The 14,271-nt window shown below is 29.8% G+C and carries 17 protein-coding genes; 2 read left to right on the top strand and 15 right to left on the bottom strand.

The genetic code is table 11. The features are described 5' to 3' along the window. The 8 genes from ACLVEP_RS05645 to ACLVEP_RS05610 form a co-directional block, all read right to left on the bottom strand. Nucleotides 1–795, bottom strand: coding sequence for a LarC family nickel insertion protein (locus ACLVEP_RS05645; RefSeq protein WP_412583435.1), 795 nt, complete (start codon nucleotides 793–795; stop codon nucleotides 1–3). Further along, nucleotides 795–1,541, bottom strand: a complete 747-nt coding sequence (gene larB / locus ACLVEP_RS05640) for a nickel pincer cofactor biosynthesis protein LarB (protein ID WP_412583433.1) — start codon at nucleotides 1,539–1,541, stop codon at nucleotides 795–797. Before larB ends, ACLVEP_RS05645 begins: the two co-directional genes overlap by 1 nt. Next, nucleotides 1,504–2,307 carry an ATP-dependent sacrificial sulfur transferase LarE gene (gene larE / locus ACLVEP_RS05635; protein ID WP_412583431.1) on the bottom strand — a complete coding sequence of 268 codons (804 nt, stop codon included), beginning with the start codon at nucleotides 2,305–2,307 and terminating at the stop codon, nucleotides 1,504–1,506. The genes larB and larE overlap by 38 nt, the downstream gene beginning before the upstream one ends. 153 nt (nucleotides 2,308–2,460) lie before the next feature. Continuing rightward, entirely contained in the window at nucleotides 2,461–2,868 is a 408-nt protein-coding gene (locus tag ACLVEP_RS05630) for a DUF3842 family protein (RefSeq protein WP_412583429.1), read from the bottom strand. Nucleotides 2,869–2,996: 128 nt separating this feature from the next. Beyond that, nucleotides 2,997–3,344, bottom strand: coding sequence for a hypothetical protein (locus ACLVEP_RS05625; protein WP_412583428.1), 348 nt, complete (start codon nucleotides 3,342–3,344; stop codon nucleotides 2,997–2,999). Nucleotides 3,345–3,497: 153 nt separating this feature from the next. Continuing rightward, nucleotides 3,498–4,622 (bottom strand): aldo/keto reductase, encoded by a 1,125-nt coding sequence (locus tag ACLVEP_RS05620; RefSeq protein ID WP_412583426.1) that lies wholly within the window; start codon nucleotides 4,620–4,622, stop codon nucleotides 3,498–3,500. 144 nt (nucleotides 4,623–4,766) lie between these two features. Then, the gene (locus tag ACLVEP_RS05615) at nucleotides 4,767–5,636 is read right to left on the bottom strand and encodes a DUF362 domain-containing protein (RefSeq protein WP_412583424.1); all 870 of its coding nucleotides are present in this window, start codon (nucleotides 5,634–5,636) and stop codon (nucleotides 4,767–4,769) included. 73 nt (nucleotides 5,637–5,709) lie between these two features. Then, the gene (locus ACLVEP_RS05610; RefSeq protein ID WP_412583423.1) at nucleotides 5,710–6,204 is read right to left on the bottom strand and encodes a hypothetical protein; all 495 of its coding nucleotides are present in this window, start codon (nucleotides 6,202–6,204) and stop codon (nucleotides 5,710–5,712) included. 152 nt (nucleotides 6,205–6,356) lie between these two features. Here ACLVEP_RS05610 and ACLVEP_RS05605 point away from each other — a divergent pair, with 152 nt between their 5' ends. Beyond that, the gene (locus ACLVEP_RS05605) at nucleotides 6,357–7,478 is read left to right on the top strand and encodes an aldo/keto reductase (RefSeq protein WP_412583421.1); all 1,122 of its coding nucleotides are present in this window, start codon (nucleotides 6,357–6,359) and stop codon (nucleotides 7,476–7,478) included. Between the two features lie 38 nt (nucleotides 7,479–7,516). On the opposite strand, the gene ACLVEP_RS05600 is transcribed toward ACLVEP_RS05605, so the two are convergent. The 3 genes from ACLVEP_RS05600 to ACLVEP_RS05590 all read right to left on the bottom strand — a co-directional run bounded on the left by ACLVEP_RS05600 (nucleotide 7,517) and on the right by ACLVEP_RS05590 (nucleotide 9,336). Continuing rightward, on the bottom strand, nucleotides 7,517–8,344 hold the full coding sequence (locus ACLVEP_RS05600; protein WP_412583419.1) for an HAD family hydrolase: 828 nt from the start codon (nucleotides 8,342–8,344) through the stop codon (nucleotides 7,517–7,519). 311 nt (nucleotides 8,345–8,655) lie between these two features. Continuing rightward, nucleotides 8,656–8,871, bottom strand: coding sequence for a hypothetical protein (locus tag ACLVEP_RS05595; protein ID WP_412583418.1), 216 nt, complete (start codon nucleotides 8,869–8,871; stop codon nucleotides 8,656–8,658). A gap of 33 nt (nucleotides 8,872–8,904) precedes the next feature. Beyond that, a complete protein-coding gene (locus ACLVEP_RS05590; RefSeq protein WP_412583416.1) occupies nucleotides 8,905–9,336 on the bottom strand; it encodes an NUDIX hydrolase in 432 nt (143 codons plus the stop codon). A 160-nt stretch (nucleotides 9,337–9,496) separates the two neighbouring features. Between ACLVEP_RS05590 and ACLVEP_RS05585 the strand changes: the two genes are divergently transcribed. Next, nucleotides 9,497–10,114, top strand: coding sequence for a hypothetical protein (locus tag ACLVEP_RS05585; RefSeq protein ID WP_412583414.1), 618 nt, complete (start codon nucleotides 9,497–9,499; stop codon nucleotides 10,112–10,114). A 24-nt stretch (nucleotides 10,115–10,138) separates the two neighbouring features. On the opposite strand, the gene ACLVEP_RS05580 is transcribed toward ACLVEP_RS05585, so the two are convergent. The 4 genes from ACLVEP_RS05580 to ACLVEP_RS05565 form a co-directional block, all read right to left on the bottom strand. Continuing rightward, on the bottom strand, nucleotides 10,139–10,885 hold the full coding sequence (locus ACLVEP_RS05580) for an HAD family hydrolase (protein WP_412583412.1): 747 nt from the start codon (nucleotides 10,883–10,885) through the stop codon (nucleotides 10,139–10,141). A gap of 25 nt (nucleotides 10,886–10,910) precedes the next feature. Next, entirely contained in the window at nucleotides 10,911–12,158 is a 1,248-nt protein-coding gene (locus ACLVEP_RS05575; protein WP_412583410.1) for an AIR synthase-related protein, read from the bottom strand. A gap of 135 nt (nucleotides 12,159–12,293) precedes the next feature. Continuing rightward, entirely contained in the window at nucleotides 12,294–13,145 is an 852-nt protein-coding gene (locus ACLVEP_RS05570) for a GRP family sugar transporter (RefSeq protein WP_412583408.1), read from the bottom strand. Further along, on the bottom strand, nucleotides 13,145–14,188 hold the full coding sequence (locus ACLVEP_RS05565) for an alcohol dehydrogenase catalytic domain-containing protein (RefSeq protein WP_412583406.1): 1,044 nt from the start codon (nucleotides 14,186–14,188) through the stop codon (nucleotides 13,145–13,147). Before ACLVEP_RS05565 ends, ACLVEP_RS05570 begins: the two co-directional genes overlap by 1 nt. Nucleotides 14,189–14,271: the final 83 nt, after the last annotated feature.

Genomic DNA, 14,271 nt, shown 5'->3' with positions numbered 1-14,271 from the left:
CTATAATTTCGTTTTTTTTTTAATTTCTCCAAGAGAGACTTTTAAAACATTTGGGATTACTAAATCTTTTGTACCTGTTCCCCAACCTACTTTTTGAACATTCATAGCAGGCATTGTTGTAAATTCACTCGCAATTTCTGCAATAATTGCAGCACCTGTTGGGGTTACAAGTTCTGTATCTACATCAATTTGTCGTGTAATAGCATTACTTGCTGCAAAGATTTCTGATGTTGCTGGTACAGGAACAGAAATCATTCCGTGTGCACATTCAATAAATCCATAGCCATCATTAACGACACTACTATAAATCACATCTGGATTGATTTTACATAATAAAATCGCTGTTCCAATAATATCAACAATAGAGTCAATGGCTCCTACTTCATGAAAATGAACATTTTCTAAAGTTTCATTATGAACTTTACTTTCAGCTTTAGCAACTCTTAAAAAGATACGTTTAGCAAGATCTTTTGCTTTTTCATCAATTTCACTTTCATCAATAATTTTATTAACATCGAACAAATTACGATGTTCATGATGATGGTGATGAACGTGTTCATGGTGTAAGTGTTCGTGTTCATGATGATGACTATGTTCATGTTCTAGATGAACATCAACATAAGTTCCAGTAATCCCATTTTTCTTTTGTTTAGAAATATGGATATGGTAACCATCAACATTTAATTTTTTCAATTCATTGACTAAATAATCAGGATCATCAATCAATTCAGATAACGCTCCTAAAGTCATATTTCCACTGATTCCACTACTACAATCAAAATATAATACTTTCACTATTTCTTTCCTCCTAAACAATTAATAGTATGGGCCATAAACCCTGCTCCAAATCCATTATCAATGTTAACAACACTGACTCCACTAGCACAGCTATTAAGCATAGCAAGAAGTGCAGATAACCCTTCAAAATTAGCACCATATCCTATTGATGTTGGTACAGCAATAACTGGTTTATCCACAAGTCCTCCAACAACAGAGGCAAGAGCCCCTTCCATTCCTGCACAAACAACTAAAACATTTGCTGTTTGAATGGTATCTAAACGATGGAATAAACGATGAATACCTGCCACGCCCACATCGCTGACAAGTTCAACTTCATTCCCTAAAAATTGAGCTGTAAGCATGGCTTCACGAGCAACAGGTAAATCTGATGTTCCCGCACAAACAACAACAATTTTTCCTTTATTGATTTCTTTTTGATCTTCATCAATATAACAAATGCGCGATAAAGAATCATAAATCATTTGTGGAAATTTTTTTAAAATGGTTTCACTTTTTTCTTGGTCTACACGTGTAATTAAAATAGAATGGATATCATGGTCTAACATATCTTTTACAATCCCAATAATTTGTTCTTTGGTTTTACCAGCACCATAGATTACTTCATGATTTCCTGTTCTTTTTTTTCGATCATAATCAATCGTTGCATAATCCAAAGGTTGTTCAATCATTTTTTGAGCTTGTTCGATTGTAAGTTCATTATTTTTAACCTTTTGTAGAATTTCTAGTGTTTTCAATATCATAACCTCCACTTCTAATTCCTTCTAAATCAAGTGTTACAAATCTAAATCCAAGATTTTTAATATTTTGAATTAATTCTTTATTTTCAATAATTTTCATAAAATCTTGTGGTTCTACTTCAAGACGTGCCACATCTCCATGTACTCTTAAACGAACATGAAGCATTCCTAAATCATGTAAATATTTTTCACCTGTTTCAACAAGTTTCAATTTTTCTAATGTAAGTTCTGTATTATAATCAAAACGAGAAGCAAGACAAGCATTGGATGGTTTATTATAAGTAGTAATTCCAAGTTGTTTTGAATAATCTCTAATTTCTTGTTTTGTTAAATTATTGTTCGCTAACGGTGAAATAATTCCTAGTTCTTCACATGCTTTTAAACCAGGGCGATACACTTTTTCATCATCCTTGTTTTTCCCATCTAAAACATAAGAAAAATCATGTTCATTAGCAACGGCAATAACCTTTGACATAATACTTCTTTTACAATGATAGCATCGATCTTTATGATTAAAATGGAAAGCTTCTACATCTAATGGATTCACTGATAAAACCACATGATTTGATCCTTCTAATTGTTCAAGTGCTCCTTCAATATCTTCTTTTGACATCATAGCACCTCGACATAAAACAGGTAAAACATTATCTTTTCCTAAAGTTTCAAGAGCAACATGAAATAAGAAATTGGAATCAACACCCCCACTATACGCAATTGCTACTTTTCCATAATTTCTTAATTCTTCTTGTAATAATTCTAATTTATTCATATAAATCCCCCTATTTAACTTCTTTATATAATTTCACTTAAAGGCTTTATTTAATATTGGAAAAAAGTCATATATTTTTACTCAAAAAAATATCGTATACATAAGTCATTTATAGTTTCAACTATAATCGATACTTCATGTATACGATACTTTCTATTTTCCTATTTTTTCAATCATAACAACAAGGTCATCAATATATTCAGATATTGATTTAGATACAACGCCCACGACTTGAGCACTGCATTTAGAAACTGGAATAAAATATTTACGTGCTTCACTTTCTCCAATAGCTTTTGCCATAGCTGGTGTAATTTCTCCATACATTGAATTTGCAAAAGCAACTCCAATCGGACCAACAACAATAGAGGCATGTTTAACATTATAAACAACAGCATTTTCCCCCGTTGCAATAATATCAGCACCACCCTTTTTTAGCTGTGTTGTTGCCATACTATTGGTTCCAACACCAATGATGGTATATTCTGGATGTTTTTCTTTTAAAACTTGTATAATATTTTTTCCAATTCCGCCACCTTGTCCATCAATAACAACAATTTCCATTTTTCCTCCTGATATATAATAAACTTCTTGTTTATTTTCGATTTCGTATCTCTATATCTTATTCATGAAAATAATCAGTAATTTCTTGCATTCGTTTACTTTGTTGAACATGAAATGGACATCGTTTATCACAATGGTGACAAACAATACGTTAAATCTTCATCATTTCTAATTCCTGGTAAAACCGTTAAAACAGTCGGTTTATCTAAAGCATACTGCATACATTGAGTTTCTGTCAAGGCTTGATGAAATGGTGACTTATCTGCATCTAAAAGTTTTCCTCCACAAAAAGCTTTCATGACAGAAATACCTACGCCTTCTTTTTCAAGACGACGATAAAGATCCATACGTTCATCAAATTCACCAATGGCATAATCACCAAACTTCAAATCATAAGCTGGATTGATGCTAAACATAACAACATCTAAATCTTCTTTCTTGAATTGCTTTTCCAACTGCTTAGAAAATAGGTGCATGTCCTGCCGCTAAATCAATATAATTGATTCCTGCATCAAAAACATGATTTAATGTTTGAGCCATTTCTTCTTGACTTGCTTGTTCTAAAGAACTTGTTTCCAAACCAATAATACTTATTTTTTCATTTCCATGAGGTAATTTTCTATATTCTATTATTTTTCAAAATGACCTGCAACATCTTTCAAATATTGAATAATTGTTAAATGTTGTGGACATACCCCTTCGCATTGACCACATTCAACACAATCACTTGCTTTACCAAATGTTTTTGTTAAGTTGTTGTAGTATTCTCCTTGTGGTGTCCATCCTTTTTCTTCTACTTCTTGTAAATCTGCATTATATAACGAGAAGTATTTTGGAATAGCAATATTCATAGGACAACCATCAACGCAATAAGCACATCCTGTACATGGGACAGTAATTGTTGAATTAATGGCAGTAACTGCTTTTTTAATTAAAGCATATTCTTCTTCATTTAATGGTTTAAAATTTTCCATATAACCTAAGTTATCTTCTAATTGTTCCATATTAGACATACCACTTAAAACCATCATAACGTTTTCTTGGCTTGCTGCAAAACGAATAGCCCAAGAAGGAATTGACATATCTGGATGATATTCTTTAAACATTTTTTCAACTTCTTCTGGTACTTTTGCAAGTGTTCCACCTTTTACAGGTTCCATAACAATAACTGGTTTATGATGTTTTGTAGCAACTTCATAACATTTTCTTGATTGAACACCAACACTGTCCCAATCAAGATAGTTGATTTGTAATTGTACAAATTCAAATTCTGGATGTTCTGTTAAGACTTGATCAAGTAATTCAGGACCATCATGATAAGAAAAACCAATTGTTTTAACTAAACCTTTTGCTTTTTTATCTTGAATCCAGTTGAAGCAATCTAATTCATTATAAACTTCAATACTATGTGCATTAATATCATGTAATAAATAATAATCAAAATATTCTACACCAGTTTTTGAAAGTTGTTCATTAAAAATACGATCACGGTCTTCTTTTGTTTTAATAAAACCTGAATGTAATTTTGTTGCAAGTGTATAAGCATCTCTTGGATAACGTGATACAAGGGCTTCTTTGGCTGCATTTTCACTTGCAAATCCACAATACATCCATGCTGTATCAAAATATGTAAAACCTTTTTCGATAAATGTGTCAACCATCTTTTTTGTTTGTTCAATATCAATTTTTGAAGCATCATTTGGATCTAATGATGGTAAACGCATTAAACCAAAACCTAATTTCTTTTGACTCATTTCCTTTTTCCTCCTATTTATTTTCCTTAAATTAGCCTTCAAGTAAGTACTCTTTCTTACCTTTTATTATTTTATCATTCTTACATAATTGAGGCAAATACCTCTTTTAAATATCACACTATGTCTTTTAAGCATGGAAAAAGATTAATCATCTATTTCAATAAGTTCATATTCTCTTGAACCATATCCAAGTGCTGAGGCTGCTTCAATGGTATGAATACCATGACGAGATTCAATTCTTTCAATTAAGTGATCCCTTCCTTTATCATCAGAAGCATAAACCAAATCAATACATGCTTGATCGATAGCAATTGGATCCGTTGAAATTAAAATACCAATATCATCCATACATGGATCTTCTGCTACTGCACAACAATCACAGTCAACTGACATATTTTTCATGACATTGATATAAACAATGTTTCCTTTAAAATATTCATGAACAGATTTAGCAGCATCTGCCATTGATTCTAAAAATAAATCATGATCAGCTGTCCAAATCTTTTCAGGTTCTCCAGCACCATGAATATACGCTTTTCCATAAGATGAAGCACAACCAATTGAAAGTTGTTTTAAAGCTCCACCATAACCACCCATTGGATGTCCTTTAAAATGAGATAAAACAATCATACCATCATAGTTTTTCATATCTTTCCCAACATAATTTTTTTGAATCACTTTTCCTTCAGGAATATCTAAAATCATATCAGGACCTTCAGCATCCATTAAATCAACATCAAAATATCGAGACCATCCATGTTTTTTTATTGTAATCAAATGTTTTTCAGTTGTATTTCTAGACCCTTCATAAGCCGTATTACATTCCACAACTGTTCCATTTAACTTATCAATAATTGGTTTCCAAAAATCAGGTTTTAAAAAGTTTTGATTTCCTTCTTCTCCTGAATGAAGCTTAACAGCAATTTTCCCTGTTAATTCTTTTCCTAATACTTCATACATTTCTAAAACCTTTTCAGGTGTTATTGTTCTTGTAAAATAAACTTTTGATTTCATAAGTAATCCTCCTATTCTAAGTCAACTATAAACCTAAAGTTGAGTTTAGAGTCAAGAAGATTTTTAATATTTTTTAAAGTTTTCGTTCCCTTAAAATACCATGATAATTTCCCTCAACACATGTTCCTTTTTCTACAAAGCCAAGCGTTGAATAATATTTTTCTAATGTTTCATTTCCACGTAAAGAATCTAATCTTAAATATTCTTTTCCTTTTTCTTTTGAAAAAGTTTCTAGATAAGAAAAAAATAATTTTCCTGTTCCTTTTTGATAAGGATTAGAAGCAAGGTTATGAATATAATAAGCATTTGCTTGATCTTTCCAACGTGCATCTTCTTCTAATAAAACAGCACCACAGACAAGTTGATTTGTTTCTTGATCAATTAATCCATAGAGATGTCCCATCTCACTTTCTTTTTCATAGTATCCTAACGGATAAATGTTATCGTAGTCACCTTTTTCCCATTGTTGAATCCCTTTTTGTTCAAACCAATCCATTCTTTCAAGAATGAGTTGAAACATTGCTTTTGCATCATGTTTATCTAATTGTTTAAATATATAGTTTTCCATCTTATTTACTCCTTATAATTCTTATTATTTTATACTAATATTTCTTTTAAAACAATGGCTATTCATAAGTAAAACTTATAAAAATGATTAGAAAGAGATATTGTTTATCTAAATTATTTTCTTTATAATTTTTTATAAAGGAGAAAGGCGCTATGAATACATATTTTAATGAAGTAAAGAAAAATTTTGGCTTTGGTTGTATGAGACTTCCTATGAAAGATGATGAAGTTGATTACACTTTAACATCTAAAATGGTTGATTATTTTTTAAAACAAGGATTCAACTATTTTGATACAGCTCATGGATATTTAGGAGGAAAAAGTGAAATTGCTTTAAAAGCATGTTTAACTTCTCGTTATCCAAGAGATCAATATATTTTAACAGATAAACTTTCAACACATCATTTTAATAAACAAGAAGAAATTAGACCTTTGTTTGAAAGTCAATTAGAAGCTTGTGGTGTTGACTATTTTGATTTTTATTTAATGCATGCTCAAAGTGATGAAATTTATGCTAAATACAAAAAATTACATGCTTATGATGAAGCAAGAAAATTAAAAGCAGAAGGAAAAATTAAACATTTTGGGATTTCATTCCATGATAAAGCAGATGTTTTAGACATGATTTTAACTGAAAATCCTGATATTGAAGTCGTTCAAATTCAATTTAACTATGTAGACTACGAAGATCCTGCTGTACAAAGTAAAGCTTGTTATGAAGTATGTCGTAAACACAACAAACCAATTATTGTCATGGAACCTGTTAAAGGTGGTAACTTAGTTAATTTACCTGAAGAAGCAAAACGCATTTATGAAGATTTAGGTGACATGTCACCGGCAAGTTATGCTTTACGTTTTGCTGCTGGATTTGATGGAATGATGATGGTTTTATCAGGAATGAGTGATATGGCACAAATGGAAGATAACTTAAGTTTCATGAAAGATTTCCAACCATTATCTTCAAAAGAACAAGAAGCAGTTAAACAAGTCACAGAAATCTTCAAAAGCAAAAACTTTATCCCATGTACTGCTTGTCGTTACTGTATGGAAAAATGTCCAAAAAACATTGCCATTCCAGATTTATTTGCCTGCTTAAACGCTAAAAAAGTTTATGGAGATTGGAATAGTGATTACTACTATAACAATGTTCATACAGTTAAAAATGCAAAAGCAAGTGAATGTTTAAAATGTGGTTTATGTGAACAAATATGTCCACAACATTTACATATTAGAGATTTACTTGTGGAAGTCGCACAAACTTTTGAAAAAGAATAAAAATGATCAAAAAAGAGAAATCCTCGTGATTTCTCTTTTTAAATAAGTTTTAAAAATTTAAAGGCATTATATAAACCATCTTGATCTACATCATCTGTTACATAACTTGCTGCTTGTTTGACTTCATCATTTCCATTACCCATCGCTACAGAAAAGCCACAAGCTTTGAACATTGGAATATCGACCACACCATCACCAAAAGCAATGGCATCTTTAGGATCAACATTTAAATGTTTTAATAAAAGATGAATTGAATTTTCTTTATCAAATCCTTTAGCACGTGTTGCTCCATATAAAGCAAGTTCACCTTTACCACCCCATGTATCAACCGTCATATCCGAAAATTCTTCTTTAGCATCTAAAAAATCTTGATAAGATTTTAAAACAAATGCAGTTTTATTAACATCATCTCTTAATAAGTTTTCTCCACTAATCATATGTCTTGCTAGCGGTGGAACAGGTTTATTTGTATAATCCACACCTTGCCCATAAGTATATTTATAGCGTGCCATTAATGATTTTTCTTCATAACCTTCACTTAAAAACATTCCATCATTACATTCTAAACGGAACGCTAAATCTCTTTCATTACACCAATTTACAAAACGTGTACATTGTTCTAAAGTTAATGGTTGATGAAAAATCACTTCATTATTATATTCTACATAACAACCATTTCCATAGATCACACCATCAAAATTTAAATCCATATCTCTTGCTTCTATTTCACAACGACTACATCCTGTACAAACAATAATCTTATGTCCATTCTTTTGTGCTTCTTCCACTGCTTTTTTAGCTGAAGCAGGTAACTTTGCTTTATAATCAATCAATGTTCCATCAACATCTAAAAATAAATATTTCATTTTATATTTCCTTTCTTTATTCTTCCTAATTATATCTAGAAAAGAAAACGTTTTCAATAAAATATCATATTAATTTTCTAATAGTGTGCTTTAATCAAAAAAAGGAATCTTTTAGATTCCTCTAGTACATCCTTGAACCATTTTTTATTTTACCGATGTGTCTTTGCTCTCACACATCATCATCGCTCGGTCATTTTTTATATTATTGCCGAGTCAGAACCGCCACTCGTCATCATAGGATGTTTTAAAACATTTATCATGATTATACATATTTATAGATAAAAAACTATCATTTTATAATCATCTTCATACTACTTTTCTAATTCATTAATAATTACATTTATTTTTTCATTATAGAGGGTAAATAACGCCTCTTTTACAGATTCTAAGTTAGAAATCATTTCATCCTTTGAAATACCCTTTTCTTCCATCATATCTAAGCACTTTGCTACAGTAACTCGATTACTTTCATGAATACTTCCCATCAGCATCCACATACATTCATTCATATTATCTTTATTATCCATACAATATCTTCTTATGCTTTTTATAAATTTAATTTATTTATTTTCTAAATTTATGTAATATTCTATTAATTTTGGTTGAATTTCAGGATATGTCCATGAATCAGGAAATTCATCAAATAAAACAATCTTCTCCATTTCACTATGCAAACTTTCTTCAAAAGAATAAATATTTGCATAATAAAGCATACCGTACAGTTCTTCTCCCGTATCATTGACTCTATTTTTTCCAATAACAGAATAAACACAGATTGGCTTTATTTTAAAATCGATTGCACCTGTTTCTTCATGCAATTCTCTTTTAGCCGTTTCTAAAATATTTTCATTCTCTTCTCGATGACCACCTGGTATTTCAAAAGTATCTCTTAACTTATGTTTACAAAATACCCATTTATCTTGATACTTTGAAATAATAACTGCAAACTTTAATAATTGATCTTCAACTTCTTCATAAAATTGTACTTGCATAGCTAACTCCTTTTTTTGATTATAACATATAATAGAAAATTATATTTAATAAATCTTGATTATGTTAAACTCTTTTTATGTCACATTTGTGTCGTTGACGCCAAAGGTCTTATCATTCATTGCCAGTCATCTATAATAATAATTGAAGGAGGGATTATAAATGAATAAAACTTTCATTATTGGAAAAAAAGCCACAAGAAAAAATATTATTGTAAACTTTATTGCTTTTAGTTTTTATGGACTTATTGGTGGTATTGGAACAGGTGGTTTATTAACATTTTTAACTCCATTAAATCGTTCTATTTGTATTTATATAGGAATCATTGCTTTCTTTATCACTATGTTTATTGTTGTTCCTCTAGCAACCATTACTAACTATCTTGAAATCAATCAAATTTCTATAAATTATTATGTTTATAAAGGATACTTTCAAATGCTTTTAGAAACAATAAATCTTATTATTGGAAAAAAGATTTATCCTAAAAAGCAAATATATCTAAATAACATTGAAAAAGTTGAACTTTCATATGAACCTATCTCTATGTTATGGGCTCAAAAAGGTTATAAAATAAAGCTTTTATTTTATTTGAATGATCAATCAATAATAACAATTTATCCATCTGGCCATCCTATAAAAAATAAAGATTATGAAAAATTATTTGTTCTATTAGAAGATAAGTACATCTCTATTATAGATAACCACCATTTGAGAAATATCTTAAAAACAAATACGCTTGATGTAACAAATTATATTGAAAAACTTGAAAAAACTAAGTAAAGGTATCTTTTTAGGATACCTTTACTATTTTTTATCTATTATCTTTAGACAATCACTTATAGAATCAACAATATAAGTTGCTTTTTTATTTAAAGCTTCTATTCCCTTATCAATGATAAAATTATGATTATTGATTTCAAACATAGATAGATCATTGTAAGAATCGCCTATAACATAAAGATCATCTTCTTTTAAATGACATCTATCCATTAATTCTTTGATAGCATTTTTCTTACTAACACCTTTAGGTAAAATATCGATATAATGATTATTTCTTTCAATATTAAATGATGTATTCTTTAATAATTGTTGATATATATTTTCAACAACCTTTAAATCTTTATCAACAACTTCTAGACAAATACCAATCATTCCATATACTAAATTAGATCTAATCTGATTAGATAAATCATCTTGCCATTTCGGTAAATAAAGACCACCTTTTTCAAAAGATAAGCTGACACTTATTTGTTGATTAGAATACAAATGAAGTATTTTAAATAAAGGTGAAAGATCTTCATCTTTACTAAAAGGATGTTTAATAATCGTTTGATTTTTTTTATCTTGTATTAATGCTCCATTACATAAAATTACATATTGATAAGCTAAATCATATTGTTCACTAAAAAAAGAAAAAGTATTTTCATTTCTGCCTGTCGCTATAACAAACATATGACTACTAGCAAAATCATTTATTGCTTTTAAATCGATAGATGATACTGTTTTATTTCGATAGATAGTCCCATCTAAATCACTTACTAAAATTTTCATATAAGTACTCCTTTTTAGAAGTTTCTCAGTACTCATTCCAGTTTAAACTATTTCTTAATTTTATTTTCTTTTGTCCTCGTTGAATTATACCAATTACTTTACAAGAAAAATATTGATTAATATGATTTAACACCTCTTCTTGTTTATTAACATCAACTATAACAATATAACCAACTCCACAATTAAATGTGTTTAACATTTCTTGATCACTCACTTTTAAATATTTTTTTAAACAATGAAAAATAGGCGGTATTTTAATCTGAGCTAAATCAATATTTGCACATAATCCTTCAGGAATCATTCTTGTTAAATTTCTTGGAAATCCACATCCTGAAATATTTACTAATCCTTTGACTCTTTTTTTATCAATTAAACCTATTAAACTTTCATAATAACAATATTGTGGTTTCATGATTTCTTCAATAAAACTACGTCCTTCAATAACTTCTTTTTTTATTTCTGGAATCGTAGATATTAAAGTATCAATCAATGAATAGCCATAATGATGAATTCCATTTGATTCAATTGCTAGAATAATATCTCCTTCAGTTATATAAGAAGTATCTATCTCTTTAGATTTATCTAAAATCCCAGTAATTGTTGTAGAAATAAGACAATCATCAAATTGCAGTGATTGTGATTTAATCGAACATTGACCCGTTAATAGTTTAATATTATATTTTTTAGAGAAAATATGAAAAGCCCTAATAATTGACTCTAATATTTCTTTATTTAAATGTCCCATGATAAGTGTTTCTGTTAAAAAGAGTGGTTGAGCCCCTATCATTAATAAATCATTTATACAGGTACATATAATATCCTCAACTAATTCTTGAATATAACCATATTCCATAGTAAGTTTTTGTTTAGTTACTGGCTCTTGTACTTTAGAAACAATTTGTAGGGATTTTTGAGAAACTAAATGATCATTTAAATCATAAATTGCTCCTCGAAATGCTGGATTATAATGATACTGATTAAGAATATCTTTTAAATCATAATTTACTAAATCTATTTTTGTAACATCTACTCCTGATTGTTCATATGAAAATACTGGCCATTTATCTTCACCTTTTAAAATTTCATCAACTGTTATTTGAAATAAATTTGCAAGTTCATTTAATAAATCTACTGATGGAATAGATAAACCTTTTTCCCATCTTGAAATTGCTTGAAATGAAATATTTAGCTGATCAGCTAATTGCTTTTGTGTTAATTGATATAATTTTCTTTTTTCAAGTAAATATAAACCTATTTTTTTATAATCTAACATTTTCATCCCTCACTTATATTTTAATTTCTAATTATCTTTTTTGGTATCATTGATTAGTTGAACTTCTTCTATTATAACTCAATTATTGATTGAACTCTTTATAATTTAAAATAAAAAAGGGATGGAAAACCATCCCTATTTTGTAAAGCCAATCATGACACCTCCAATAGCAACAACAACTGTACCAAGAATTGTATGTAAAAGTTCTTTCTTTGATTTCTTTTCTTTTAAAATAACAAGTGTGGCAAATGTTGATACAACGACAGCCATTTGTGATAATGTAAATCCAATGGCAACCCCATTAAGTTTATTAGCATAAATCATAGCAATATTAGCACATGCCCAAACTAATCCTGGAATCATATTTTTAAAAGTAACAGTATCAAATTTTTTAATATCTTTAGATTCAAATAAACTAAGAATCAAAGACCCTCCAATCATACCAATTGCTTGTGGAAATACTGCTTGTATTCCTCCAGCTCCTACAAATGTTGGTGCACATGAATAACCTGTAAATCCAACAGCAGCAATTGCTAAAATAATTGCCCCTTTTTTTAAATCACATTCTTCTTTATTATCACTATAAGAAGTAAGAACGGCCCCGCAAATAATGACAGCTAAAGCAGCAAATCCAATAAGCTTTTGATTTGCTTGAGCCCAATCACCCATGATAAGAACACCAAATAAAGAATTTAAAACAAGGTTGAATCCTGTAGAAATTGCAAAAGCTTTTCCTGTACCAAGGACTCCATAAGATTTATATTGAAGCAATTGTCCAACACTCCAAAAAGCACCTGAGATAATGCATCCAATAACTAATGAAGTTGTTAATGCAGGATGCATGATTATATAAATAACTACTGCAAAGAGTGTTGCACCAAGTGCTGTCCCTAATTGTTGTTGAATTGGTTTACCACCAATTTTACCTACGATTGTCGGATTTAACCCCCAGCATATTGCTGGAATAAGTGCAATTAATAGATTCATTATTCAACACTCTCCTTATTTGGATATAAAACAACTTCTAAGGCTTCACCTTTACGCATTGCATCTAATCCAATACCAAAATCATCTAAAGTTAAACGATGAGTAATCATATTTCTAAAATCAACAATACCACTATCTAATAAACGAACAGTTGGTTCAAATGTGAAATGTCCAATGTAGCTACCTAAAATAGATAAATTATTCATAGCAATATCACTTTGGCAGATTGTTTGTTTTGCATTACCATTTAAACCAAATAAAAGAATTGTTCCTGAACGTCTTACACATGCTAGAGCATCATTTAATAATGTACCAACAGCATCAATAACGATATCAGCACCATAGCCATTTGTTTCTTTCTTTACATAAGCAGCAAGATCTTCTTTAAGTGGATTAACAACTTTATAAGCTCCCATATCTTCTGCATATTTCTTTCTAAAATCTGATACCTCAGAAACAATAACTTTACCAGCACCCTTAAGTTGTAATAATTTCATATAATAAAGTCCAATAGGTCCTCCACCTAATACAACAGCTGTTTGTCCAGGAAGCATTGTTCCAAGTTTTTTAATACCACCCATACAACAATTTACAGGTTCACAAAAAACAGCAAGATCATCTGGCAAAGAAGCAGGTACTTTTGTTGCACAACTAGCTGGGAATACACAATATTGTGCAAAGACACCATCGTCATCTACACCCTTACCATTCATATTCAAACATGTATTATAGTGGCCTGTTTGACATTCTTCACAATGTCCACAAGGAACATTGTTATCAATAACAACACGATCTCCAATATCATAACCCTTAACATCAGGTCCTTTATCTACAATTGTTCCTACCATTTCATGACCAAGAATAATTCCTTTCTTTGCATCAACTCCTGGTGGTGTAGATAAAATGTGAACATCTGTTCCACAAATAGAACAAGCATCTACTCTTAATAATAAGTCTGTACTCTTTTCTACTTTAGGAACAGGTACTTGTTTTACACTAAACTTTCCAACATCTTCATAAATAATCGCTTTCATTGTTTCCATATTATATCCCTCCTATGTGTGCGCACACACCATGCATGTGCTCGTGCACATTTCTTAAATTAATCATAATACTTTTAGACAAT

It is taken from the genome of Faecalibacillus sp. (genome assembly GCF_047023275.1).
In the GTDB taxonomy this organism is placed as follows: domain Bacteria; phylum Bacillota_I; class Bacilli_A; order Erysipelotrichales; family Coprobacillaceae; genus Faecalibacillus.
The sequence above is the reverse complement of the archived record's forward strand: the minus strand, read 5'-3'. Positions and strand labels throughout refer to the sequence as shown.

What these genes read in the sequence shown, in the direction of transcription:
- ACLVEP_RS05620 (WP_412583426.1), bottom strand. Translation starts at nt 4,622, where the DNA reads ATGAGTCAAAAGAAATTAGGTTTTGGTTTAATGCGTTTACCATCATTA.
- larE (WP_412583431.1), bottom strand. Translation starts at nt 2,307, where the DNA reads ATGAATAAATTAGAATTATTACAAGAAGAATTAAGAAATTATGGAAAA.
- ACLVEP_RS05595 (WP_412583418.1), bottom strand. Translation starts at nt 8,871, where the DNA reads ATGGATAATAAAGATAATATGAATGAATGTATGTGGATGCTGATGGGA.
- ACLVEP_RS05575 (WP_412583410.1), bottom strand. Translation starts at nt 12,158, where the DNA reads ATGTTAGATTATAAAAAAATAGGTTTATATTTACTTGAAAAAAGAAAA.
- ACLVEP_RS05565 (WP_412583406.1), bottom strand. Translation starts at nt 14,188, where the DNA reads ATGGAAACAATGAAAGCGATTATTTATGAAGATGTTGGAAAGTTTAGT.
- ACLVEP_RS05590 (WP_412583416.1), bottom strand. Translation starts at nt 9,336, where the DNA reads ATGCAAGTACAATTTTATGAAGAAGTTGAAGATCAATTATTAAAGTTT.
- larB (WP_412583433.1), bottom strand. Translation starts at nt 1,541, where the DNA reads ATGATATTGAAAACACTAGAAATTCTACAAAAGGTTAAAAATAATGAA.
- ACLVEP_RS05615 (WP_412583424.1), bottom strand. Translation starts at nt 5,636, where the DNA reads ATGAAATCAAAAGTTTATTTTACAAGAACAATAACACCTGAAAAGGTT.
- ACLVEP_RS05585 (WP_412583414.1), top strand. Translation starts at nt 9,497, where the DNA reads ATGAATAAAACTTTCATTATTGGAAAAAAAGCCACAAGAAAAAATATT.
- ACLVEP_RS05630 (WP_412583429.1), bottom strand. Translation starts at nt 2,868, where the DNA reads ATGGAAATTGTTGTTATTGATGGACAAGGTGGCGGAATTGGAAAAAAT.
- ACLVEP_RS05580 (WP_412583412.1), bottom strand. Translation starts at nt 10,885, where the DNA reads ATGAAAATTTTAGTAAGTGATTTAGATGGGACTATCTATCGAAATAAA.
- ACLVEP_RS05605 (WP_412583421.1), top strand. Translation starts at nt 6,357, where the DNA reads ATGAATACATATTTTAATGAAGTAAAGAAAAATTTTGGCTTTGGTTGT.
- ACLVEP_RS05610 (WP_412583423.1), bottom strand. Translation starts at nt 6,204, where the DNA reads ATGGAAAACTATATATTTAAACAATTAGATAAACATGATGCAAAAGCA.
- ACLVEP_RS05625 (WP_412583428.1), bottom strand. Translation starts at nt 3,344, where the DNA reads ATGCACCTATTTTCTAAGCAGTTGGAAAAGCAATTCAAGAAAGAAGAT.
- ACLVEP_RS05600 (WP_412583419.1), bottom strand. Translation starts at nt 8,344, where the DNA reads ATGAAATATTTATTTTTAGATGTTGATGGAACATTGATTGATTATAAA.
- ACLVEP_RS05570 (WP_412583408.1), bottom strand. Translation starts at nt 13,145, where the DNA reads ATGAATCTATTAATTGCACTTATTCCAGCAATATGCTGGGGGTTAAAT.